The organism is Flexivirga oryzae, assembly GCF_014190805.1.
In the GTDB taxonomy this organism is placed as follows: Bacteria; Actinomycetota; Actinomycetes; order Actinomycetales; family Dermatophilaceae; genus Flexivirga; species Flexivirga oryzae.
This window is the reverse complement of sequence record NZ_JACHVQ010000002.1, coordinates 362,451-385,480: the sequence shown is the minus strand read 5'-3', so window position 1 is coordinate 385,480 and position 23,030 is coordinate 362,451. Positions and strand designations below refer to the sequence as shown.

Here is a 23,030-nt window from a genome sequence, read left to right as displayed (position 1 = left end):
CTGGAAGGACACCATGAGCACCGCCGCTGCGAACGCTCCCGACGCCGCCGTCCGGGCGGCGCGGGTCACGGGAGTGAGCAAGACATTCGGCGCGACCCGTGCCCTGCGCGACGTCCACCTGGACGTCGCGGAGGGCGAGGTGCACGCACTGGTAGGGCGCAACGGGGCCGGCAAGTCGACCCTGGTGTCGATCCTGACCGGCCTGCAGGCGCCCGACACCGGCACGGTCGAGCTGGGTGGAGTGCCCGCCCCGCCCCTCGCCGATCGGGAAGCGTGGCGGCAGCGAGTCGCCTGCGTCTACCAGCGGCTCACCGTCATCGACGAGTTGAGCGTGGCCGAGAACCTCTTCGTGAACCGCCAAGCGGTGGACGGAGGGCGAATGATCAGCTGGAAGCGGTTGCAGGACAAGGCTGCCGAGTTGCTGGCCGAGTGGCAGCTCGACATCGACCCGGCAACCACGGCACGTGACCTGACGATCGAGCAGAAGCAGTATGTCGAGATCGCGCGTGCTCTGTCGTTCGGCGCCCGGTTCGTCATCCTGGACGAACCGACGGCGCGGCTGGACGGCACCGGCGTCCAGCGGCTCTTCGAGCGGGTGCGGGCGCTGCGATCGCAGGGCGTCACCTTCCTCTACATCAGTCATCACCTGCAGGAGATCTTCGAGCTGTGCGAAAGCGTCACGGTCTTCCGCGACGCGCAGTTCGTGCGCAGCGGCCGGGTCGACGAACTCAGTCGCACCACCCTGGTCGAGGCGATGACGGGGGAGAAGGCCGCGGTGCGCAGTGATCCCCGGCCGCCCGGACCGGACCGGCGCGCCACGGGCGGCCTGCAGCTCGACGGACTCGCCGGGACGGCATACGACGGCATCGACCTCGCGGTGCGGCCCGGCGAGATCGTCGGACTGGCCGGCGGCGGGGGCAGCGGGAAGTTCGAGATCGCCGAAGCGGTCTGTGGTTTGCAGACGCCGCGGGCCGGGACGATCACCATCGACGGCAACTGGTTACGGCCGGGCAGCGTGCCGCGGGCGCACCGCGCGGGCGTCGGTTTCGTGCCCAAGGACCGGCACCAGGAGGGCCTCGTCGACGGTCTCACGATCGGCGACAACGCGACGATGTCGGTGCCGCACCGGCTCGGCAGCCACGGGTGGGTCAGCCCGAAACGGCAGGCGGCATACGCACGGGGCCTGATCAAGCGGCTCGACATCGTGCCGGCGAACCCGGACCAGGCCGCGGGGGAGCTCTCCGGCGGCAACCAGCAGAAGGTGGTCGCCGCACGGGCGATCGCCGACGACCCGAAGGTGCTGGTGCTGATGGCGCCGACCGCCGGGGTCGATGTGCGCTCGAAGGAGTCGCTGCTCGCGACCGCCGTCGACGCCACGGAGCGCGGCGCGGCCGTCCTCATCGTCACCGACGACCTGGAGGACCTGCGGTATTGCCACCGCGTGAGCGTCGTCTTCCGCGGCCGGCAGGTGGCGCAGTTCGAAGACCAGTGGGACGACCGCGACATCGTTGCGGCCATGGAGGGAGTGGAGCTTTCCGATGACTGAGACCACCAAGGCCGAGGCGGCGACGATGCCGTCCGTGGCAGTGCACGGTGGCCGGAAACAGCTGAGCCTGGCGCGTTTCCGCGACCTGGCGCTGGTGCCACCGATCATCCTGATCCTGATCATCGGATCATTCGTGTCGTCGCACTTCTTCACCTGGACCAACCTGAGCGACGTGCTGGTGTCGATGTCCTGGATCGGGCTGCTGGTGCTCGCCGAGACCCTCGTGCTGCTCACCGGCAAGATGGACCTGTCACTGGAGTCGACCGCCGGCCTCGCGCCGGGCATCGCTGCCTGGCTGACTCTCCCTGGCGGGGTGCATCACGGAATCCACGTGCTGCCAGGAGGTTTCGCGATCCCCGTGACGCTGCTCGTGGGTGTGGCGATCGGAGTCATCAACGCCGTACTCGTGGTCAAGCTGGGCCTCAACGCCTTCATCGTGACCCTCGGCATGCTCATCACGTTGCGCGGCCTGCTGACCGGCATCTCCTCCGGTCAGACCTTCTTCGGGATGAGTTCGTCGATGACCTACGTCGGAACCGCCAACTGGCTCGGCATCCCGGCAGCCATCTGGATCTGCGTGCTGGCGTTCGCGATCGGCGCCGTCACGCTGCGCTACCTACGGGTCGGGCGCTCGCTCTACGCCATCGGCGGCAACGTCGACGCGGCGCGCGCAGCCGGCATCCGGACCGACCGGACCTACATGGGCATCTTCGTGATCGCCAGCCTGCTCGCGGCGATCGGCGGACTGATGCTGTCCGGGCACTTGGCGTCGGTCGCTTCCAGCCAGGCCAACGGCTCGATCTTCACCGTGTTCGCCGCGGCGGTCATCGGCGGCGTCAGCCTGAACGGCGGACGCGGCAGCCTGGTCGGCGCCTTCACCGGCATCCTGTTGCTCTACCTGGTGCAGAACGTGCTGACCTTCGCCGGGGTCAGCGGTGAATGGTTCGACTTCCTCAACGGTGGCGTGATCCTCGTCGTGCTGGTGATCACCCGCGTCATCTCCGGCCGGTCACGCGACTGAGCCGCGCCATACACCCAACGAAAATTGATACCTGACAAAGGAGTTCACTCACACATGCGGATTGCACGCTACGGCGAGCCGGGGCAGGAACGGCCCTTCGCGGCCGACCGGGACGGTGTATGGCGGGACCTGTCGCCGCTGGTCGACGACGTGACCGGAGCGACGCTGCAGACCGTCCTCGGTGCGGACCTCGCAGCCCTGCCGGAGGTTCACCCGCAGGGCCGGGTCGGACCACCGCTCGCCGGGATCGGGAAGGTGATCTGCGTCGGCCTCAACTACCGCGACCACGCCGCAGAGACCGGTGCTGCGATCCCGGACGAGCCGATCCTCTTCATGAAGGCTCCCGACACCGTCGTGGGGGCCACAGATCCGGTGCTGATCCCACTCGGCTCGACCAAGACCGACTGGGAGGTGGAGCTCGCGGTGGTGATCGGCCGCGAGGCGCGCTACCTGTCCAGCCCCGCGGACTCGGCAGCGCACATCGCCGGCTACGCGATCAGCCATGACGTGTCCGAGCGCGCCTTCCAGTTGGAGCGCGGCGGACAGTGGGACAAGGGCAAGAACTGCGAGACGTTCAACCCGTTCGGGCCCATGCTGGTCTCCGCGGACGAGGTCGCCGACCCGCAGGCGCTACGGCTGCGACTGAGCGTCAACGGTGTGGTGATGCAGGACGGTACGACCGCGGACATGGTCTTCGGGGTGGATCATTTGGTGTGGTACATCAGCCAGTTCATGGTGCTGCGGCCCGGTGATGTGATCAACACCGGTACACCGGCAGGCGTGGCACTCGGACGGGCCGACGCGCCATACCTGCGCCCCGGTGACGTGGTGGAGATCGAGATCGACGGGCTCGGCGCCCAGCGACAGGAGGTTGCGCAAGCATGAGCGAGGAATTCGACGGACTGACCGCACTGGTGACCGGTGGTGCGTCCGGGATAGGTCTGGCCACCGCGACGGTGCTGCGCGACAGGGGTGCCCGTGTCGTGGTGCTGGACCGCGCCGACACCGCGCCCGACGGCTTGGACCTCGTCCACGCGGACGTGAGCGACGACGGGCAGGTCCGCTCCGCCGTGGCTGCCGCGGTCGAGAGGCTGGGTGGACTGGACATCCTGGTCAACAACGCCGGCGTCGGCGCACAGGGCGGCATCGACGCCAACGACGATGACGAGTGGCGAAAGGTGTTGGACATCAACGTGCTCGGTCTGGTGCGTGTCACGCGTGCCGCACTGCCCAGCCTGCGCGCGTCGGACCACGCCGCGATCGTCAACACCTGCTCGATAGCCGCGACCGCGGGCCTGCCCAACCGCGCCCTCTACTCGGCCAGCAAGGGCGCCGTGCTGTCACTCACGCTCGCCATGGCCGCTGACCTGATCGCCGAGGGCATCCGGGTCAACGCCGTCAACCCGGGCACGGCCGACACTCCGTGGGTCGGCCGGCTGCTCGACGCGGCGGACGACCCCGCGGCCGAGCGTGCGGCACTGGAAGCGCGTCAGCCGCACGGTCGCCTGGTGTCGGCGCAGGAGGTCGCGAACGCCGTGGCCTACCTCGCCTCGCCGGGCGCCGGCTCGACCACGGGCACCACGCTGGCCGTGGATGGCGGCATGGCGGGCCTGCGGCTGCGCAAGTGAGCGTGCGCCGGGTCGCCTCCGTCATCCGGCTCAAGGACGGTATGGAGCAGGAGTACCGGCGGTTGCACGCCGACGTCTGGCCGGAGGTGCTGGCGACGCTGCAGCACGCGCACGTCTCGAACTACTCCATCTTCCTGCGTGACGGGTTGCTCTTCAGTTACCTCGAATACACCGGTGAGGACTATGAATCCGACATGCAGGCGATCGCCGACGACCCGGCGACGCAGCGGTGGTGGCAGCTGACCGACCCGTGCCAGGCGCCGGTTGCCACGGCCGCGGACGGGCAGTGGTGGGCGCCCGCCGAGGAGGTCTTCCACCTGTGACCCGCATTGACGCACACCACCACGTGTGGGACCTGGCGGTCCGCGACCAGCCGTGGACGAAGGAGTTGCCGCTGCTGCGGCGCTCCTTCTCGTATGACGAGCTCGCGCCGGCCCTGCGTGCCCATGACATCGACGGCACCGTCGTCGTGCAGACGGTGTGCGTGCCGCAGGAGACGCCGGAGCTGTTGGCACTGGCCGCGGCGACGCCGGCCGTCGCCGGTGTCGTCGGTTGGACCGACCTGGAAGCTGCCGACGTGGCCGAGCAACTGGCAGCCGTGCGAGGCGGATCCGGCGGTGACCGGCTCGTCGGCATCCGCCACCAGGTGCAGGAGGAGTCCGACCCGCAGTGGCTCGCCCGGCCCGCGGTGCGTCGTGGCCTGGCGGCCGTGGCCGGTGCCGGGTTGGTCTACGACCTGGTGGTCCGCGCCGATCAGCTGCCCATGGTGCTCGATGCGGTGCGGGCCGTGCCGCAGCTGGGCTTCGTGCTGGACCACGGCGGCAAGCCGCCGATCGCGTCGGGCGCGCTCGACCCGTGGCGTTCGCAACTCCGCGAGCTGGCCGGGTGCCCGAACGTTGCCGTCAAGTTGTCCGGGCTCGCCACCGAGGCGCAGCCGCCGAGTCTCGACCCGAAGACGTTGCGTCCCTACGCGGAGACGTTGCTCGAGACCTTCGGAGCCGATCGGACGATGTTCGGGTCCGACTGGCCGGTCTGTCTGCTCGCCGGCAGCTACGACGAAGCCATCGGGACAGCAGTGCAATTCACCCAGGACCTGTCGCCCGACGAGCGGGCGGACGTGTTCGGCGGGACCGCGGTGCGGACCTATCGGCTGGGCGTCGCATGAGGCCCGAGCTCACCATGGCCGACGCCGGCGGTGGTGCCGCCACCGGCACATCCCACGCCGTCCTCGGCCTGGGCTGCGCACCGCTCGGCAACCTCTTCACCGCCATCGACGACGACACCGCCCGGGCCACCGTGGACGCGGCGTGGGACTGCGGCATCCGATACTTCGACACCGCACCGCACTACGGGCTCGGGCTGTCCGAGCTCCGTCTCGGAGCGGCGTTGTCCGGACGGCCGCGGGCGTCATACCAACTGTCGACGAAGGTCGGCCGGTTGATCGTGCCCAACCCGGAACCGACCGGATCCGACCTGTCGGCAGGTGGTTTCGACGTCCCCGGTGACCTGACACGTCGCCGGGACTACTCGCGTGACGGTGTCCGCCGCTCCGTCGAGGAGTCGCTGCACCGGCTCGGCACCGACTACGTCGACATCGCCTACATCCACGACCCGGAAGACGTCATGGACCAGGCGGTGACGGAGACGGTGGCCGCGCTGGCCGAGCTGCGCGACGAGGGTGTGGTCTGTGCGATCGGCGTCGGCATGAACTTCGTCGAACCGTTGCGGCGGTTCGTGCGCGAGACACCGGTGGACGTGGTGATGGTCGCCGGCCGGTGGACGCTGCTGGACCGCAGTGCGCGCTCACTGCTGGATGAGGCGGCGTCCGGTGGTGTCTCGGTGGTCGTCGCGGGTCCCTTCAACTCCGGCCTGCTGGCGACGAATTCGCCGGCCGACGGTGCGACGTTCGACTACGCACCCGCTGGTCACGACCTGGTGACGCGGGCTCGGGAGCTCGCGTCCGCCGCATCGGCCGTCGGAGTTCCGTTGCCCGCAGCGGCGTTGCAGTCCGGGACACGGCGCCCCGAGGTGGCAGCCGTTGTCGCCGGCTTGCGTTCACCCCACGAGGTGCGCGCCGCTCGCGCCAACTGGGATGTCCGGATCCCACAGCGGCTCTGGGTCCAACTCGACGAGATCGCCGGTGCACAATGGCAACGTCCCCCGGAAAGGTAGCTGGCATGGTTCAACGGCAGGTCCCGAAGCCCGCAGAGGTGTTCGAGCTGATGCGGTTCAAGAAGCCGCAGTTCGACGGCAAGCGCCGGCGCCTCGACGCCGCGCTGACGGTCGCCGACCTGCGCCGGGTCGCCAAGCGGCGCACTCCGGCAGCCGCGTTCGACTACACCGACGGGGCCGCCGAGGAGGAGCTGTCGCTGCAACGGGCGCGTGCCGCGTTCCGGGACATCGAGTTCAACCCGGGGATCCTGCGCGGGGCTGCCGAGGTCGACACCTCGTGCGAGATCTTCGGGGGTCGGTCGGCGCTGCCGTTCGGGATCGCGCCCACCGGCTTCACCCGGCTCATGCAGACCGAGGGTGAGACCGCAGGGGCGGGCGCCGCGGGCGCTGCCGGCATACCGTTCTCACTGTCCACCCTGGGGACCACGTCGATCGAGGACGTGAAGGCTGCGAACCCGCACGGCCGCAACTGGTTCCAGCTGTATGTGATGCGGGACCGGGAGATCTCCTACCGGCTGACCGAGCGTGCCGCCGCTGCCGGGTTCGACACGTTGTTCTTCACCGTGGACACCCCGGTCGCGGGTGCGCGGTTGCGGGACAAGCGCAACGGGTTCTCGATCCCGCCGCAGCTGACCGCCGGGACGGTGCTGAACGCCATACCCCGGCCGTGGTGGTGGTGGGACTTCCTGACCACCCCGAAGCTGGAGTTCGCGTCGTTGTCGTCCACCGGTGGCACGGTCGGCGAATTGCTGGACGCGGCAATGGATCCGACGATCTCCTTCGACGATCTGGACGTCATCCGCGGGATGTGGCCGGGCAAGCTGGTCGTCAAGGGTGTGCAGTCGGTGGCCGATGCTCGCAAGCTCGTCGACCTCGGTGTCGACGGGATCGTGTTGTCCAACCACGGTGGACGGCAGCTGGATCGGGCGCCGGTGCCGTTCCGGCTGCTGCCGCAGGTGGTGCGCGAGGTCGGCAAGGACACGCAGATCGCGATCGACACCGGCATCATGTCGGGTGCGGACATCGTCGCCGCGATCGCGATGGGTGCGGACTTCACCCTGGTCGGCCGCGCCTACCTGTACGGGTTGATGGCCGGCGGCCGCGAAGGTGTCGACCGGATGATCGCCATACTCACCGACGAGATCGTGCGCACCATGAAACTCCTCGGCGTCGCCTCCCTGGCCGAACTCGAGCCCGCGCACGTCACCCAACTGAGCTGACGGCCCGCCCGAACCGCCGACCCGGCTCCGTCGGCCCGCGGACACGGCTGTGCCCCGCCGACCGGAGACCGGTCAGCGGGGCACAGTGGCGATCGATCAGTGGTGGTGACGGTGGTGGTGGCCGCCGATCACCCGGATCACGACCCGGTTGGACGTGACCACCGCGCCGTTCGGCGCCGTGTAGCGCGCGGTGATGCGGTGCGTACCGGGTGCCGCGTACTTCGACAGCCGGTAGTCCGCCTTACCGGCACCGTTGGTGGTGACGGTCGCGATCCGGACTCCGTTGTCGAAGAACTGGACCGGGACCCGCTTGGCCTTGCCCTTCGCGGGAACGACCCAGGCGGTGAGCTTGGTCCCGTGGCCCTTGCCGTAGCGCTGCACCCTGTTGTGCGCCGTGAGCCAGACCTTGGTGTGGGTCGTCGGTGCGGCCTCGACGGTGACGGCCACCTGCGAGGTGGTGCCCGTGGTGTCACCGGTGACGGTGAGGGCGGCCGTGCCGGCCGGCGTGCCCGCCGGGAGCGTGACGCTCACGCTCGCGGTACCGGTCTCGTCGTCCTTCGCGGTGCCGACCGTGCTGTCCACCGGGAACGTGCCGAGCTGAGTGTCGCCCAGACTGACCGTGACCGAGCTGTCGGTCGCTGTGCCGGTCGACATCGACAGCGACGACAGGTCGAACGCCACCGTGTCGCCCGGGTGGTATGACGCAGGAGCGCCGTCCGGGAAGTGCACGCCGACCGACCGCTGCGAGTTGTCAACCGGCAGAGCCGAATCCGCGGCGTTCGCGGCCATGTAGTCGACCATGCCCTGCAGGTCGGTCTGACCGGTGTCCTTCTTGTCGGTGCCATTGGCCAGCTCCAGGAAGTTGTCACCACCGGCCGCGAGGAACGAGTTGACCGTCACCGAGTAGGTGGCGCTCTCGTCGATCGGCTCGCCGTTCAGCCACATCTGCCGGATGTGGTCGTTCGTCGCGCCCGCCGGGTCGTAGGTGTAGGTGAAGCCCTTCGAGATGCCCAGCCGCAGGAACGGTCGGGACGCACCGTCCGGCTGCCACTGCTGCTCCAGCACCTGCCGGATCTGCGCCCCGGTCAGCGCCATGTTGACCAGGGTGTTGGCGAACGGCTGCACCGTCGCGGCCTGCTTGTAGGTCAGGACCGCCGGGTAGCCGGACTCGTTGTTGCCGACCATGTCGGCGCGCAACCCGCCCGGGTTCATGAAGGCGATCTGTGCCGACCCGGTCGTCGCGGACTCGGTGGCCCACCGCTGCGCTTCGGCGACCAGGTTGCCGAGGGTGGACTCGCCACCGCGGTTCTCCACGGCGGTGGAGTCCTTTGCCCGGTTGAACGGCCCGTCGATGTTGCCCAACGGCTGTTTACCGAGCTCGTCGGCGTTGGCGACCGCCTTGGAGACGATCTCACCGACCGTGCCGTCGGGGGCGTAGTTGGCCTCCCAGATCGTCTTCGTGGGGTCGGCCGGGTCCGGGACCTCCTTGGTCAGTGCGAGGGTGTTGGACTCGATCCCGGTCACGTCACCCGCCGCGGAGACGCTGAAGTTCAACTGGTCCAGGTTGTAGCCGTACTGACCGGCGGACACCACCGGTCGCTGGGTGACGGCACGCCCGGCCCAGCCCGGCACGTCCACCATGCAGTTGTAGGTCAGGTGGGTGTGGCCGGAGATCACCGCGTCGACGTTGTCGTCCAGGGTGGTGACGATCTTGCCGAAGTCGTTGGTCGGGTCGGTCACCGAGGAGCAGTCGGTGTCGGGCGAACCCTCGTGGACCAGCATCACCACGATGTCGGCCTCGCCGCTGGCCTTCAGCGCGTCGGCCTCCTTGTTGACGGCGCTGGCGATGTCGGTGACCTGGATGTTCTCCAGGCCGCCGGGAGAGACGAGCTCGGGCAGGTGCTCGGTGACCGCACCGACGAAGCCGACCTTCACACCGTTCATGTCCTTGACCCAGGTCGGGTCGAGGGCCGGGTCGCCGGAGTCCTTGAACTTCACGTTGGCGCCCAGGTACTTCCACTGCGCGCCGCCGTAGGGGTTGGTCGTGGCGTCGTACGGTGCCATCACCCGGTCCACTAGGTCGTTGTAGCCCTGGTCGAACTCGTGGTTGCCGACCGAGGACACCTCGAGACCGGCGGCGTTCAGCGCATCGATCGTCGGCTTGTCGTGCGCGATGAACGACTCGAAGGTCGAGGCGCCGATCAGGTCGCCGGCGGCCGCGAACGTGGTGTTGGGCTGCTCGGCCCGCAGTTGGTTCACCGCACCGGCGAGCACCGCGGCGCCGGCCTCCTGACCGTTCGCCTGGATGCGGCCGTGGAAGTCGTTGATGCCCAGGATCTGCACCTGGGTGTCACCCGGGGCAGCCGTGGCGTGCGTCGGCGCTGCCAGCGTCATACCGGCTGCCATTGTCAGGGTGCCGATGAAGGCGGCCCCCAGTCTCATTCTTCGATGTGTCACGCGTGTCCACTCTCCTCGTCGGTCGACATGACCTGCCGAAATGAGGCAGCGCGTACCCCGTTCGCCTGCCAGATCACGGAAGATTAGTTGAAAAACACCTGTGAATTGGTGTGTACGTGAGAAAAGATGGGTGAACGCGCGTCGACGACTCGGCGGCCGGCCACCCGCTGCCGATCAGCGGGAGCGGTCGGCTGCCGCTCGGACCCGGGCGTTGTCGTCGGTCGCAAGCCGTTCCAGGGCGTGTTGCGCAGCCGCCGAGTGTATGTCGCGCGCAGCGATGACCTTCGCCGCCATCTCGCGCACCCGCCAGTGCTCGTCGCCCGTCGCCGCGATGACCGTGGGGGTCGCGGACGGGTCCCACACGTGGAGGAACGCCCGCACCGCCCAGGTGCGCGGCCAGTAGCCGCCCGGGCCGCCCTCGTGGCCGCTCAGCACGTGCGCGGCACCGTCGCCGCCCAGGTCAGTGACCAGAGCGGGATCGATCTCGCCGTCATCGAGCAGGCGGCAGCAGCGGTCCACGAACGTCCGCCCACCATCACGAGCGGCTGCGGCACGGATGCGATCGCGCGGCGAACTGCCCATGGCAGCACTATCGCAGCACCCGCCGACAGGGCCGCGGTGCCCGCTGCTATTCGGCGGGGATCTCGCCGCGTGCCACCCGGGTGGCCCAGCGCATGACGACGACGTCGTCGACGTGACCGTCGGGCAACGCGTCGGGTATGACGTCGTTCGCGTCGACCAGGTAGTGCAGCGCTGCGATCACCAGGCGGCAGCGGGCGTCGGCGACCGAGCCGGTCGCTTCACCGCTGGTGAGCGCGGCGATGTGCGCTTCGACCACGGCGCAGGCGATGTCGATGTCGATACCGCCCCTGGCATCCGGGAGCTGACCGATGCCGAACTCGTGCGCCGCGACGTCCTCGAGCAGCCGGGACAGTGCTTCCGCGTCGTCAGCGACGCGGGCCGCCGCATGGCGTGAGCGCTGGAACGGCGCCGACGCCAGCAGTTTGTCCAGCGGGGGACGGGTCGCGGGGGTCACGAGCAGGGGAGTCTAGTCCGCGCGGCTCGAAGATTGGGGTGAGCGAGCTACGCGCTCGGTTCGGCGCGGTGCGGGTTAGGGAATCACTGATCTAAGGGCAATGTGGAAGGCAGCGACCGTCCGGGGCGTGCTGGGGTCGGTGAATCGGCCTGGTGTCCCTTGGTTTTGGCAGATTCCCCGGTGTCGTCGGGGGTCTTGACCCGGTTTTGGGCAGGCTACCGCCCGGCCGCCTCGGTTATGGCGACTGCTCGGGCACGCATCAGCAGGTTCGCGGAGGTGAACAACACCTGCATCAGGTTGTGATTCTTGGCCAGCCCGCGGTACCGGGTCTTGGTGAACTTGAAGTCACGTTTGACGATCAGGAACGGGTGCTCCACCTTCGCCCGCACCGACGCCTTGCGCGACTCCAGGTGCTGCTCGTGGGGGTGCATCTGCTTCAACGTGCCCTTACGTGCCGCGACCCGCCACTGGATCTGCGACAACTGCTCGTCGCCGGTGATCTCCGGACGCTTGGCCACGCCCTGGTACCCGGAATCGGCATACCCGACCTCGTCATCGGGGCGCATCAGGTTGGCGGCCTGCAGAATGTCGGCCTCGTTCGCCGCGGTCACAGTGACGGTGTGCACGTACCCGGTGCCCGCATCGACCCCGGTGTGCGCCTTCATACCGAAGTACCACTGGTTGCCCTTCTGCGTTTGGTGCATCTCCGGATCCCGGGCACCCGCAGCATTTTTCGTCGAACTGGGGGCGGCGATGATCGTCGCGTCCACCACCGTCCCGCCACGCATGATCCACCCCTGGTCGGCGAAGAACCGGGTTTGCGCGTCCAGGAACGCCTTACCCAGGTCGTGCTCCTCGATCAGATGCCGGAAATGCAACAAGGTGGTCGCATCCGGCACCTGGACGGTGGTGAAGTCCAGGCCCAGGAACGTGCGGAACGCGTACGAGTCGTAGATCGCGTCCTCGGTGCCCTCATCCGACAGGGAGAACCACACCTGCAGCAGGTACATCCGCAACATGGTCTCCACCGGCACCGGTTGCCGGCCGCGGCGGCCGGTCGTGGGGTAGAACGGCACGATCAACCCCGTCCACTCATCCCACGGGATCACCTCGTTCATCATCTCCAGGAACTGATCCCGGCGAGTCCGCCGGCGACGATTCCCATACTCCACATCAGCAAAACTCGGCTGCGACGCATCAGAACCAGGCACACCCCGATCCTCCCAGGTAGAGCGCGCCAACTGGTCAATAGATCAGCGATTCCTTAGCGGGTCTGCGGGTCTGCGGGTTTGCGGGTCAGAGCCGGCGAGGATCGATGCGGGTCTCCACAGCGGCGTCGCCGTCGCGGACCAGGTGGTAGGCGCCGGCACCGTCCCGCTCGGACACCGCTTCCACCATCTCGGTGTCGCGGTAGAGGAGGCCGACACCGTCGTCGGTGCAGTACGACTCAGGCAGCGTTCCGTCGCCGACGAGCCGCTGCATCAACGGGCGGCGGCGCTCCTCGGCGTCGTAGTGCACACCGTTGCCGTAGGGCAGCAGCCCCAGCCCGTTCGTGACCGGTCGCAGGTCGATGCCGAACGAGTCGGTGGTGCCTCCGGTGTGCCAGCAGAGGGAGCCGGCGCTGACTCCGGTGAGCACGACGCCCGCCTCCCAGGCCGCGCGCATCGCCTCGTCGAGGGCGTGCACGCGCCACACCGCCAGCAGGTTGGCGACCGAGCCGCCCATCACCCAGATGACGTCCTGTGCGAGCAGGTGCTCGGCCGGGTCGGGGACGTTGGGCATCGTGAAGAGCTGCAGGTGCGAGTGCTCGTACCCCGCGACCTTGGCCGCCTCGGCCAGTGCGTGCAACACGTGCGGATTGTCGCCGCAGGCGGTCGCGAGGGTGCACAGTCGGGGCGCTCGACCGGTCACGCCCGCGAGATCCACTGCGAACTGAGTCAATTCGCTGAACTCGAAATAGGTCCGTTCGCCGGGGCGCAGCCCGCCGGAGGTGGCAAGGATGGTTCGCTGTGCAGCCATGGGGCGACCGTAACGCACGTTGCTGTTCCTGACAGACTGGTTTTCATGGGAGCGGTTCTGGTGGTCGGCGGCGCGAACGTCGACGTCATCGCGCGGTCCGCGGCGCCGTTCGTGGCAGGCACCAGCAATCCCGGCACCGCACACAGCAGTGCCGGCGGCGTCGGCCGCAACATCGCCGCCAACCTGGGTCTGCTCGGTGTGCCGACCACGCTGATCGCGGCGTTCGGCAACGACACGTTCGGCCGCCGGCTGGAAGACGAAACCCGCTCTGCCGGAGTCGATCTGGGTCACGCGGTGCAGCTCCCGATGCCGAGCGGGAGCTACCTGGCGATGTTGGACGCCGACGGTGAGTTGGTCGGCGCGGTGTCGGACATGACGGCGACGGAGTCGCTGCTGCCCGAGCACGTGCGGGAGGGAGTCGTCGCCGCTGCGTCATACCTCGTGGTCGACACGAACCTGTCCGCGCCCCTGCTCGAGCACGTATGCCGCACCGCCGCCTCACACGGCGTGCCGGTGGTGCTCGATCCGGTGTCGGACCTGAAGGCGCAACGGCTGCTGCCGGTCCTCGGTGCCGTGCCGATCCACACGATCACCCCGACCCGGTCCGAGCTGGCGGCGCTGTCGGGGGAGAGCGATCTGGTCAGCGGTGTCCACGCGTTGCACGCGGCGGGTATCGCGAAAGTGTGGGTGCGCGAAGGTGCCCGTGGATCAACGCTTTTCGGTGAAGACGCCGCCGTGCACATCCCGGCGATCCCCGCGGAGGTCCGTGACGTGACGGGCGCCGGGGACGCGATGTGCGCGGCATACGTGCACGGGCTCACGATCGGGCTGGATGACGCCACCGCCGCCACGCGTGGTGCTGTCGCGGCCTACCTGACCATCACTAGTGATTTCACGGTTCGGCCCGACCTGTCCGCGGAGTTGGTCGAACACGTCATGGAGGAGAAACGATGAGCGTCCACCCGCGCCTGCAGTTGACCGACGAAGTACGCGACGCGCTCGCCGAGGGCCGCCCGGTGCTGGCCCTGGAGAGCACGATCATCAGTCACGGGATGCCCTATCCCGACAACGTGCGGATGGCGCGCGAGGTCGAGGCGTTGATCCGTGCGGAGGGCGTCACGCCGGCGACGATCGCCGTCCTGGACGGCGTGCCGCGTGTCGGGCTGAGCGACGACGACCTCGAAATGCTCGGTCGCGCAGGGGAATCGGTCACCAAGGCCAGTGTGCGCGATCTCGCGTACGTGATGGCGAAAGGCATCCACGGTGCCACGACGGTGGCGGCCACCATGCGGCTGGCATCGCTCGCCGGGATCCGGGTCTTCGCCACCGGTGGACTCGGGGGTGTGCACCGCGGCGCGGCGAGTTCGATGGATCTGTCGGCCGATCTCACCGAGCTGTCGCGCACCCCGGTCGCCGTCATCTCCGCGGGCGTGAAGTCGATCCTGGACATCGGGCTGACCCTCGAAGCGATGGAGACGCTCTCGATCCCGGTCGTCGGCTACCAGACCGACGAATTCCCCTCGTTCTACTCGCGATCCAGTGGGTATGACGTGCCCATGCGCGCCGACTCCCCGGAGGAGCTCGCGGCGATCATGGCGACGCAATGGGAGCTCGGGGTCACCGCCGGTCTGGACATCGCGAACCCGATCCCGCGGGCCGACGAGATCCCGGCGGACGAGATCTCGGGCATCATCACCCAGGCGCTCGCGGACATGGACGAGCGTGGCATCACCGGCAAGGACACGACGCCATACCTGCTCGGCCGGGTCGTCGAGCTGACCGGTGGCGCATCGCTGACAGCGAACATCGCGCTGGTGAAGAACAACGCCATGCTCGGCGCGAACCTGGCCACGGCGTACGCCGCCGTCACGGCCGGCCGGGCGTAGGCGGCCACGCAGAGGCCGCGTCAGCTCCCGTCGGCCAGCAGTCCCCTTGCCGAGAGGCCCACTTAACGCCGAGAGGCCCAGCAATGCACCCCCTCAGCGGCCGGCCCGACCTCAATTTCGTGTCCTCTCGGTCGTTTCGTGTCCTCTCGGCGAAGAGGTGCGGGTGACGGGGCGCTGCTGCCGGGGCTGTCCAGTGCAGTGACGAGCGTGATCGAGCTGCCGCAGCACGGCTGGTCCCGGCACGAGTGTCGCCCGGAAGGGATCGCGGGTCTGTATGCCGAGCTCTGGTCCCGGGGTGAATTGCAATACGAGATGGAGCATTTCGAGCGCGAGGCACGTTCGTTACGGAGATCATCTATCGCGGCCGGTGAGCGCATGCTCTTGTTGCGTCCGAGCGGCGGGCGGACAATCGGTACATGCAACGAAGGGGAGTGCTGCCGCCGGATGCGCCGGACCCGCGCATCGATCTCGCACGTCGTGTGCGTGAGTTGGCGGTCCCGATCCTGGGACTGGTGCCGCAGCCTTCGCTGGAGGACACCGGGAGCCTCGACGTTGCCGAGGGCAGCGATGCCTCGGGCCTGCTCGACGCATCGGTCGGTGTCACCTACACGCTGTGGCGCAATCCCGATGACCGCTCCGACCCGGTCAACCTGGCCGCTCTCACACCCGAGATCCGGGCTGCACTCGAGCGGACCACTCCCTGGCCGCGCCCGCAATGGCTCATCGAACACATCGAACGCCAGCGGTATCCGCAGTTGTGGCTCGCGGTCCGGACGACGTGGCGGCGGGACGGGGGTATCGACCTGGCCGAGGCGCTGGTGGACCATTTCGATGACGTCGTCGGTCGCGATGACGGCGAGGATTGGGCCGACCATCGTTCGGCCGCCCTGCGCGCCGCCGAAGAAGCATTGCGAGCCACCACGATCCAGATCGACGCGGTGACGAGCGAAGCCGTCGAAATGGACTCTCATGAAACCCTGTACGCGATCGGGGCGCACGCGTCACCGACCACCGTCGCGACCGTGGTGCTGCCTCGAAGGGAACTCCGGTATGTCGACATCGCTCTCGCCACCAGGCCGCCCGGACCGTTCGATTGAGCGGCGTACCCCGGCATTGAGCGGCATACAGATTCGGCCGGAATCCGTATGCCGCTCGATGCATCGGTATGCCGGTCAATCTTGGGGCTGGCGGGACTCACCGGCCCGGACCGTCGCCGGGGCCGCGTCTCAGGTGCGACTGCGCGCGGCGAACGCCGCCTGTTTGGCGCGGTTGCCACACACCGCCATCTGGCACCATTTGCGCCGCCGAGAGGTGTTGAGGAAGAGCCACCCGCATTCCTCGCCCGGGCACGGAGTGACGAGCTCACGGGCAGCGCAGGTCAGTAGCGACCCTGCTTCGAGGAGAAACGCATCCAGCGGGTCGTCCAGTGTTGCGGATCCGAACTCCCAACGGGCGGAGTGTGATTCAAGGACAAGGTGCTGTCGGCCGCGCGCATGACCGATCGCCTGCGAGAGACGTCTGCGGGCCGTCGGGCCGGGTTCGCCGGTCAGGGCGGTGTAGAGGTCGGCTCGTAGTTCGCGGGTGCGTTCGAGGGCTGCCGTGGCACCGTCCGGGTCGGCCGCCGCTTTCTTGCGAAGCGCTGCACAGGCCGCGTCCGAGATCACCCCGGAGGTGGCCGCGAGCAGCGCGAGCGCGTCATACGACCGCAGATATTCGCCCGCCCACACGGGAGGCTCGCGCCAGCCGGCACGCGAGTTGCACAACTCCAGCGCCGGATGACCGCTGAGTTGCTTGGGCAGGTGGATCCCATCGACCTCGATCATCCATGGGGTTGACATGCTGCGATTCTAACCGCTTTCATTGAATAACCGGTTATTTAGATAAAACGGTTAGGAGTACGACGATGCACATGTCGCGGGGAGTGGCAGCAGCCATCGGCGCGGTGGCGCTCGCAGCCGTGGTGACGACAGCGGGTCCGGCGACGGCGGCGACCCGGACGACCGAGAGCGGGCCGGGGTGGCACTGGGTGCACGAGGCCTGGCAGCCCGCACCGCAGCAGGATCTCGTTCTTCCGGCTGCTCGCTACTGCGGCTCGTTCGATCTGAGAGCGACCGCGGTGAGTCAGGACGTGCGCAGCAAGGTCCTGTCCCGGTGGGACAACGGAACACCGAAGGACACCTACTACGCCGGCCCGCTGATCGAGAAGATGACGAACGTCACGACAGGGAGGTCCAAGGACTACGACATGGGCGGTGACGCGCTCGAGAGCGACACCTCCGCCGGAGCGCTGCGGACCTATCAGACCTTCGGGCCGGTCGGAGTGGCCATGCCGATCGGAGAGTCGAAGGGGCTTCCCAGCGGCGACTACGTACTCGACGGCTACCACCTGATCCAGTTCAACGCCGACGGCACGCGGGACGTCAAGGTGGCGCTGGGCCCGGCCCTCGACGTATGCGCGGAGCTCGGCTGACGGTTGGTGACACCGGGCCCATGGTCGGCGGTCGGCGCCACCCGGTGCACAATGGAAGACGTGATCTCCGACCTCGCCGCCAAGCTCGATCAGAACGACGGGCACCCCATCGGCATCGGTGTCGGCTTCTTCGGGATCTGCATCTTCATGATCCTGCTCTTCCTGGCCATCATCTGGGTCGGCAAGCAGCGGGACAAGCGACGCGGTCCCCGCCAGGCACCGCAACTGCCGCTGCTGATCAAGCAGGACGAGGAGCGTGAGCGGCGTCGCCAAGCCGGTCACTGACGCGATCGCGGCACTCGACGCCGCGGCCGTCCCGGGAGCGGTGGGACTGTTCGCCGTCCGCGGCGACGTCGTCGCCATACACGTGACCGGCTACGCCGTGTTGTATGACGCGCGCGGCGCTCTCCTTCCATCGGATGCCCGCGTGCCGATGCGCTCCGACACGGTCTTCGATCTCGCATCGCTGACCAAGCTCTTCACCGCAACGATCGCGATGCAGCAGGTGCAGGCCGGACTGCTCGACCTGGACGCACCGGTCGCGAGCTATCTGCCGGACTTCGTCGCCGGCGGGAAGGCCGCGATCACGGTCCGGCAACTGCTCACGCACACCAGCGGGCTGGAGCGGTGGTTGCCGCTGTGGCGGGACTGGCGCGACCCCGGGAGCCGGATCCGTGCGGCGCTGACCAATCCGCCGGCCACGCCCGCCGGGGAGTTCGTCTACAGCGACCTCAACCTGATCACGCTGGGTGTGCTGCTCGAGCAGCTCGGCGGTGCACCGCTGGACGTCCTGGTCCGCGACGGGATCACCGGGCCGCTCGGCATGTCGGACACCGGGTTCGCGACCCAACTCAGTCACGTCGGCATCGAGCGTTTCGCGGCCACCGAGATCGAGGACGACACCGGCCGCGGCCTGGTGCGCGGGCAGGTGCACGACGAGAACGCTTGGTCGCTCGGCGGTGTCGCGGGGCATGCAGGGGTCTTCTCGACGGCGGCCGACCTGCTGCGCTTCGCGGGGGAATTCACTTCGGGTGACCCGCGGATCCTGAGTGACACCAGTGTGATTGAGATAACGAACAACCTGAATCCGGGGCTTCCGGACGACGCCCATGGCCTCGGCTTCGAGATCGACCAGCCCCGGTACATGGGCGAGCTCAGCGGGCCGCGCACCATCGGGCACACCGGTTTCACCGGTACATCGCTGGTCGCCGACGTCGAGCGCGACGCTGTCGCCATCCTCCTGACGAATGCGGTGCATCCGCACCGCCCCGATCAGTCGATCAACACCCTCCGGGCACAGTGGGCGACGGGGTTGGCGCGCTCACTCGGCTGATCGCACTTGTTCGGTGATCGCCGTCGCCACCTCGTCGGGGTGCACCTCCGGCAACCAGTGCCCGGCCCCGGTCAGCTCGACGAATTCGTAATCGCCAGAGATGAACTCGGCGGTCTTCTGGGCCGCAGCGCGACCGAGCGCGAAGTCACGCGATCCCCAGACGAAGGTGGTCGGCACGGCGACGCGGTGCGGCGAACCGCCCTTGGATCCACGGCGTTTGAGCGCGCTGCGCGCCTGATCGGCAAGCATCGAGCGGTACCAGTTCAGCGGACCGGTCAACGACTCCGGCGTGTCGAAACGGTCGGCATACTTCTGGGCGTCCGTCGCCGACATGCCGGTCTTGAGGTACATCCCCGGCAGGTTCCGCAGAACGCTGCGTTCGGCGACCCAGGGAAGCTGGAACAACGCCATGTAGCTGCTCTTGCGCCACTGGTCGCTGTGGCGCATCGCCCACAGGAGCGCCGCTGGGTGCGGCGTGGACAGCACGGTGCAGGACGCGACCCGCTCGGCGTGCGTCGACGCAAGCTGCCACGCGACCGCGCCGCCCCAGTCGTGCCCGACCACGTGCGCCTTGGCCGCGCCGGCCGCGTCGAGCAGCGCGACGACGTCGTCGGCCAACTCCCGCAAGCCGTATGACGTCCGGCCGCGCGGCGTCGCGCCGGGGGAGTAGCCGCGCTGATCCGGCGCGAGCACGCGAAATCCGGCCTCCACCAGTTGCGGGGCGACCTTGTCCCACGCGTGTCGGTCCTGCGGGAAGCCGTGCAGCAGCACGACGACCGGTCCGTCCTCCGGCCCGCTGTCGGTGACGTCGAAGGTCAGCTCGCCACGCGTGTACGTCTGCATTACTCGACGGTAGCGGAGGCGGCTGTGCGGTTGGGCGTACCGGAGTCGCCCCAGTGGAGGGGTATCTGCAGATATGGCGGCCTCGCGCGTGCCGGAGTCCCCACTGGGGGGACGTATGCGCGGTTGCGCGGCCTGCGGCGTGCCGGAGTCCCCACTGGGGGGACGTATGTGCGGTTGCGCGGCCTCGCGCGTGCTGGAGCGCCCACTGGGGAGACCTACGCCCGCCGCAGCACCACCGCCCGCAATGCCGATTTCCCGTCACACCGCGGTTGCATCTAAGATAGATACAACATGAGTGCAAGCGACAAGGCATACGAACACGTCAAGGGTGGGATCCTCGCCGGCGACGTACTCCCCAATACTTTCCTGACCGAGGGGCAGCTCGCCGAGCAGATCGGTATCTCCCGCACGCCTGTCCGCGAAGCCTTGCTGCGATTGCAGGCCGAGGGCATGGTCGAGCTCTTCCCGAAGAAGGGGGCACTGGTCTCCGCGCCGACACCGCGCGAGACCCGCGAGGTCTTCGAGGCCCGAGCCCTCATCGAGGAGTGGGCGGCCAGTCAGATGTGGGCGCGTCGCGCGGAGGCCGCGCCCGCGCTCCACGCGAAGCTCGACCAGATGTCCGCTGCCCTCAAGGACGACGACGTGAGCACCTTCAGTGCCGCGGACCGCGCGTTCCACGAGGTCATCGTCGAGGCGGCCGGCAACTCGGTGATTACGCGCCAGTACCGCCACCTGCGGGACCGCCAGATCGTCATCGTCGCCGGCAACCTACGCGGGGACAAGCCACGCATGACACTGTCGCTGCGGCAGCACCGGGAGCTGCTGCGTCTGCTGGAGTCGGGCACGAAAGCCCAGTTCGTGCACGCCTGCCGCGAGCACGTGAACTACGCGACCAGCCTGGCGGTGACCCGGTGAACGCACCCGCAGCCGACACCGGACACCTGCCCAGCGTCGTCGAATCGTCCTCTGCCGCATGGCCGCTCGGCGGCCGCCGGGCCTGGGCGGTATTCACCTCGGCACTGCTCGTCTACATCCTGGCGATCTTCCACCGCACCTCGCTGGGCGTTGCCGGGGTGATGGCCGCCGAGCGCTTCCACATCAGCTCGGCAGAGCTCGCGACCTTCGTGATGGTCCAGCTCGTCGTGTACGCCGCGATGCAGGTCCCCGTCGGAGCGCTCCTCGACCGCTACGGCTCCAAGGTGTTGTTGATCTGCGGCGTGACGACGATGACGATCGCCCAGTTCGGGTTCGCCTTCGCAAACACCTTCGCATTGGGCGTGCTGGCAAGGGTTTTCGTGGGTATGGGCGATGCGATGTGCTTCGTCTCGCTGCTGCGCATCGTCGCGCTGTGGTTCCCGCCGGCGCGTGCGCCGATGATGAGTCAGCTGTGCGGCGTCTTCGGCCAGTTCGGCGCGATCGCCGCGGCGGGTCCGCTGTCCGCCGCGCTGCACGGCTTGGGCTGGACGAAGTCCTACCTGCTCGCGTCGTCGGTGGGCGTCGTGCTCGGCGCGATCCTGATCGTGGTCGTGCGCGACTCGCCATACCTCACCAAGGAGCGCACCGAGATCAAGTTGCGCGCCGTGGCCCGCGCGGTCTCCAGTGCATGGCACGAGCCGGGCACGCGACTCGGCCTGTGGTGCCACTTCACCTCGCAGTTCAGCGCGACGGTCTTCAGCCTGATGTGGGGATTCCCGTTCCTCACCAAGGGTGAGGGCCTCTCCGCAGGTACGGCGAGTCTGTTGCTGGAGATCATGGTGGTGGCGACCGTCACCGCGAGCCCGTTCTTCGGCGCCTTCACCGCGCGCTACCCCTACAACCGGTCGACCCTGGTGCTGGGCAGCGTCTTCGCGATCATGGCGATGTGGACGGTCGTGCTGCTCTGGCCGGGCCGCGCCCCGCTGCCCGTCCTGATCCTGTTGGTGGTCATCACCGCGATCGGCGGCCCGGGCTCGATGATCGGCTTCGACCTGGCGCGAACGTTCAACCCCACGCACCGGATCGGTTCCGCATCGGGCATCGTCAACGTCGGCGGTTTCACCGCGACCCTGCTGTCGGTCTTCGTCATCGGCCTCGTGCTCGACCACATGTCGCCCGGCGGCGCAGAACACTACGACCTGCACGCGTTCCGGGTCGCGCTGACCGTGCAATACGTGGTGTGGGCGTTCGGCATCGTGCAGATCCTGCGCTACCGCCGCCACACGCGGCGACTGGTGCACACCTCGGACGGATACGAACACCTGCTCGTCGGCGTCGGCGGTATGCGCCGCTGACCTGCCGGGGCATATGCTCCCGTCATGACGGCTCAGGGGACGGCATTCACGGGGGAACCAGGGATCGGACGGCGAGTCGACCGTTGGTGGATCGCACGGGCGACGGTGCTGGCCGCGATCGGTGCGTGCGCCATCGCGAATTGGCTCGACCCCGGCGCTTCGTCGACATACCGGACGACATACGGCACGAGCCTCGGGCTCGGCATGACAGCGACGTTCGTCGCGGCACTCTTCGTGCTGATCAACGGACCGCAGCCACGCTGGGCCACCCGGTGGGGGTGGTTCTGGCTCATCCTGAACCCGGCGCTCGTGGTCACGCTGCCGCTGTTCCTGCTCGCGAGCGGTCCACTCCGCCCGACCGACCACCCAGAGCCGCCGACCGGTCGGCGGCTCACCGGCGGCTGGGCGTTCCTGCTCGCCGTGATCGTGCTCGGCAGCATCAAGGTGCGCCTCTGACCTGACCCGCGGCTCCGCCCGCGTGGCACACCCCTCGCCGAGAGGACAAGAAACACCCCGAGAGGCCCAGAAAACCGCGACGACTCCCGTCCGGTTTTCTGGGCCTCTCGGCGTTATGTTGTCCTCTCGGCAGAGAGGGGTGTCGTCAGTGCTGGTTCGGGGAGACCCAGCGCGCCGTGTCGACGTTCTGGTCCTTGGCGCGCTGCAGCGCGTCGGCGACGATCTTCTCGGCGTCCTCGCGGCCCGCCCAGTGCGAACCCTCCTCGACACTCTTGCCCGGCTCGAGCACCTTGTAGGTCTCGAAGAAGTGCTTGATCTCGTCGAGCAGGAACGAATTGACGTCGCTCACGTCCTGGATGTGGTCCCAGCGCGGGTCGCCCGCGATCACCGACAGGATCTTGTCGTCGCCACCGGCCTCGTCGACCATCTTGAACACACCGACCGGGCGTGCCTCGACGATCGCACCCGGGACGACCGACTCGGTCAGCAGGAGCATCGCGTCCAGCGGGTCGCCGTCCTCACCGAGGGTGTGCTCGATGTAGCCGTAGTCGGTGGGGTACTGCATCGACGTGAACAACCGCCGGTCCAGCCGCAGCCGCCCGCTCGCGTGGTCGATCTCGTACTTGTTGCGGCTGCCCTGCGGCACCTCGATGGTGACGTCGAACTCCATTGC

General features: G+C 68.4%; 25 protein-coding genes. 17 read left to right on the top strand and 8 right to left on the bottom strand.

Going from position 1 to position 23,030, the window contains the following annotated elements:
• The first annotated feature begins 13 nt into the window (after positions 1-13).
• Genes FHU39_RS14835 through FHU39_RS14800 form a run of 8 tightly spaced genes read left to right on the top strand, consistent with a single transcriptional unit; the run spans position 14 to position 7,587 of the window.
• Positions 14-1,546, top strand: coding sequence for a sugar ABC transporter ATP-binding protein (locus FHU39_RS14835; RefSeq protein WP_183321370.1), 1,533 nt, complete (start codon positions 14-16; stop codon positions 1,544-1,546).
• Positions 1,539-2,567: an ABC transporter permease gene (locus FHU39_RS14830; protein WP_183321369.1), complete on the top strand. Its 1,029-nt coding sequence runs from the start codon at positions 1,539-1,541 to the stop codon at positions 2,565-2,567. Before FHU39_RS14835 ends, FHU39_RS14830 begins: the two co-directional genes overlap by 8 nt.
• A 54-nt stretch (positions 2,568-2,621) precedes the next feature.
• A complete protein-coding gene (locus FHU39_RS14825; RefSeq protein WP_183321368.1) occupies positions 2,622-3,452 on the top strand; it encodes a fumarylacetoacetate hydrolase family protein in 831 nt (276 codons plus the stop codon).
• On the top strand, positions 3,449-4,195 hold the full coding sequence (locus FHU39_RS14820) for an SDR family NAD(P)-dependent oxidoreductase (RefSeq protein WP_183321367.1): 747 nt from the start codon (positions 3,449-3,451) through the stop codon (positions 4,193-4,195). Before FHU39_RS14825 ends, FHU39_RS14820 begins: the two co-directional genes overlap by 4 nt.
• The gene (locus tag FHU39_RS14815) at positions 4,192-4,518 is read left to right on the top strand and encodes an L-rhamnose mutarotase (protein ID WP_343065915.1); all 327 of its coding nucleotides are present in this window, start codon (positions 4,192-4,194) and stop codon (positions 4,516-4,518) included. Before FHU39_RS14820 ends, FHU39_RS14815 begins: the two co-directional genes overlap by 4 nt.
• Positions 4,515-5,360 (top strand): amidohydrolase family protein, encoded by an 846-nt coding sequence (locus FHU39_RS14810; protein ID WP_343065913.1) that lies wholly within the window; start codon positions 4,515-4,517, stop codon positions 5,358-5,360. Before FHU39_RS14815 ends, FHU39_RS14810 begins: the two co-directional genes overlap by 4 nt.
• Positions 5,357-6,367, top strand: a complete 1,011-nt coding sequence (locus FHU39_RS14805; RefSeq protein ID WP_246336582.1) for an aldo/keto reductase — start codon at positions 5,357-5,359, stop codon at positions 6,365-6,367. The genes FHU39_RS14810 and FHU39_RS14805 overlap by 4 nt, the downstream gene beginning before the upstream one ends.
• Before the next feature lie 5 nt (positions 6,368-6,372).
• The gene (locus FHU39_RS14800; RefSeq protein ID WP_183321366.1) at positions 6,373-7,587 is read left to right on the top strand and encodes an alpha-hydroxy acid oxidase; all 1,215 of its coding nucleotides are present in this window, start codon (positions 6,373-6,375) and stop codon (positions 7,585-7,587) included.
• Positions 7,588-7,683: 96 nt separating this feature from the next.
• On the opposite strand, the gene FHU39_RS14795 is transcribed toward FHU39_RS14800, so the two are convergent.
• The 5 genes from FHU39_RS14795 to FHU39_RS14775 form a co-directional block, all read right to left on the bottom strand.
• Entirely contained in the window at positions 7,684-10,029 is a 2,346-nt protein-coding gene (locus FHU39_RS14795) for a bifunctional metallophosphatase/5'-nucleotidase (protein ID WP_183321365.1), read from the bottom strand.
• A gap of 189 nt (positions 10,030-10,218) precedes the next feature.
• Positions 10,219-10,626 carry a HEAT repeat domain-containing protein gene (locus FHU39_RS14790; RefSeq protein ID WP_183321364.1) on the bottom strand — a complete coding sequence of 136 codons (408 nt, stop codon included), beginning with the start codon at positions 10,624-10,626 and terminating at the stop codon, positions 10,219-10,221.
• Between the two features lie 46 nt (positions 10,627-10,672).
• On the bottom strand, positions 10,673-11,080 hold the full coding sequence (locus FHU39_RS25005) for a YkvA family protein (RefSeq protein WP_183321363.1): 408 nt from the start codon (positions 11,078-11,080) through the stop codon (positions 10,673-10,675).
• Positions 11,081-11,295: 215 nt separating this feature from the next.
• Positions 11,296-12,291 (bottom strand): IS5 family transposase, encoded by a 996-nt coding sequence (locus FHU39_RS14780; RefSeq protein ID WP_183320107.1) that lies wholly within the window; start codon positions 12,289-12,291, stop codon positions 11,296-11,298.
• Between the two features lie 85 nt (positions 12,292-12,376).
• Positions 12,377-13,099, bottom strand: a complete 723-nt coding sequence (locus FHU39_RS14775) for a Type 1 glutamine amidotransferase-like domain-containing protein (protein WP_183321362.1) — start codon at positions 13,097-13,099, stop codon at positions 12,377-12,379.
• A gap of 45 nt (positions 13,100-13,144) precedes the next feature.
• Here FHU39_RS14775 and FHU39_RS14770 point away from each other — a divergent pair, with 45 nt between their 5' ends.
• The 3 genes from FHU39_RS14770 to FHU39_RS14760 all read left to right on the top strand — a co-directional run bounded on the left by FHU39_RS14770 (position 13,145) and on the right by FHU39_RS14760 (position 16,082).
• Positions 13,145-14,053 (top strand): carbohydrate kinase family protein, encoded by a 909-nt coding sequence (locus tag FHU39_RS14770; RefSeq protein ID WP_183321361.1) that lies wholly within the window; start codon positions 13,145-13,147, stop codon positions 14,051-14,053.
• Positions 14,050-14,985: a pseudouridine-5'-phosphate glycosidase gene (locus tag FHU39_RS14765; RefSeq protein WP_183321360.1), complete on the top strand. Its 936-nt coding sequence runs from the start codon at positions 14,050-14,052 to the stop codon at positions 14,983-14,985. The genes FHU39_RS14770 and FHU39_RS14765 overlap by 4 nt, the downstream gene beginning before the upstream one ends.
• Positions 14,986-15,401: 416 nt before the next feature.
• Complete coding sequence (locus FHU39_RS14760) at positions 15,402-16,082, top strand: hypothetical protein (protein WP_183321359.1); 681 nt, start codon at positions 15,402-15,404, stop codon at positions 16,080-16,082.
• Between the two features lie 129 nt (positions 16,083-16,211).
• Here FHU39_RS14760 and FHU39_RS14755 read toward each other — a convergent pair whose 3' ends face one another.
• Positions 16,212-16,823, bottom strand: coding sequence for a CGNR zinc finger domain-containing protein (locus tag FHU39_RS14755; protein ID WP_183321358.1), 612 nt, complete (start codon positions 16,821-16,823; stop codon positions 16,212-16,214).
• A gap of 65 nt (positions 16,824-16,888) precedes the next feature.
• Between FHU39_RS14755 and FHU39_RS14750 the strand changes: the two genes are divergently transcribed.
• From FHU39_RS14750 to FHU39_RS14740, 3 genes are read left to right on the top strand one after another with little or no spacing between them, the layout of a single operon-like run.
• The gene (locus tag FHU39_RS14750) at positions 16,889-17,455 is read left to right on the top strand and encodes a hypothetical protein (protein ID WP_183321357.1); all 567 of its coding nucleotides are present in this window, start codon (positions 16,889-16,891) and stop codon (positions 17,453-17,455) included.
• A 60-nt stretch (positions 17,456-17,515) separates the two neighbouring features.
• Positions 17,516-17,740: a hypothetical protein gene (locus FHU39_RS14745; RefSeq protein ID WP_183321356.1), complete on the top strand. Its 225-nt coding sequence runs from the start codon at positions 17,516-17,518 to the stop codon at positions 17,738-17,740.
• Positions 17,712-18,788 carry a serine hydrolase gene (locus FHU39_RS14740; RefSeq protein WP_183321355.1) on the top strand — a complete coding sequence of 359 codons (1,077 nt, stop codon included), beginning with the start codon at positions 17,712-17,714 and terminating at the stop codon, positions 18,786-18,788. Before FHU39_RS14745 ends, FHU39_RS14740 begins: the two co-directional genes overlap by 29 nt.
• On the opposite strand, the gene FHU39_RS14735 is transcribed toward FHU39_RS14740, so the two are convergent.
• Positions 18,777-19,631, bottom strand: coding sequence for an alpha/beta fold hydrolase (locus FHU39_RS14735; protein WP_183321354.1), 855 nt, complete (start codon positions 19,629-19,631; stop codon positions 18,777-18,779). The genes FHU39_RS14740 and FHU39_RS14735 overlap by 12 nt on opposite strands.
• A gap of 291 nt (positions 19,632-19,922) precedes the next feature.
• Here FHU39_RS14735 and FHU39_RS14730 point away from each other — a divergent pair, with 291 nt between their 5' ends.
• Genes FHU39_RS14730 through FHU39_RS14720 form a run of 3 tightly spaced genes read left to right on the top strand, consistent with a single transcriptional unit; the run spans position 19,923 to position 22,357 of the window.
• Complete coding sequence (locus FHU39_RS14730) at positions 19,923-20,546, top strand: GntR family transcriptional regulator (RefSeq protein ID WP_183321353.1); 624 nt, start codon at positions 19,923-19,925, stop codon at positions 20,544-20,546.
• On the top strand, positions 20,543-21,901 hold the full coding sequence (locus tag FHU39_RS14725) for an MFS transporter (protein ID WP_343065912.1): 1,359 nt from the start codon (positions 20,543-20,545) through the stop codon (positions 21,899-21,901). Before FHU39_RS14730 ends, FHU39_RS14725 begins: the two co-directional genes overlap by 4 nt.
• 24 nt (positions 21,902-21,925) lie before the next feature.
• A complete protein-coding gene (locus tag FHU39_RS14720) occupies positions 21,926-22,357 on the top strand; it encodes a hypothetical protein (RefSeq protein WP_183321352.1) in 432 nt (143 codons plus the stop codon).
• Between the two features lie 145 nt (positions 22,358-22,502).
• Here FHU39_RS14720 and FHU39_RS14715 read toward each other — a convergent pair whose 3' ends face one another.
• Entirely contained in the window at positions 22,503-23,027 is a 525-nt protein-coding gene (locus FHU39_RS14715) for an inorganic diphosphatase (protein ID WP_183321351.1), read from the bottom strand.
• Between the last annotated feature and the right edge of the window lie 3 nt (positions 23,028-23,030).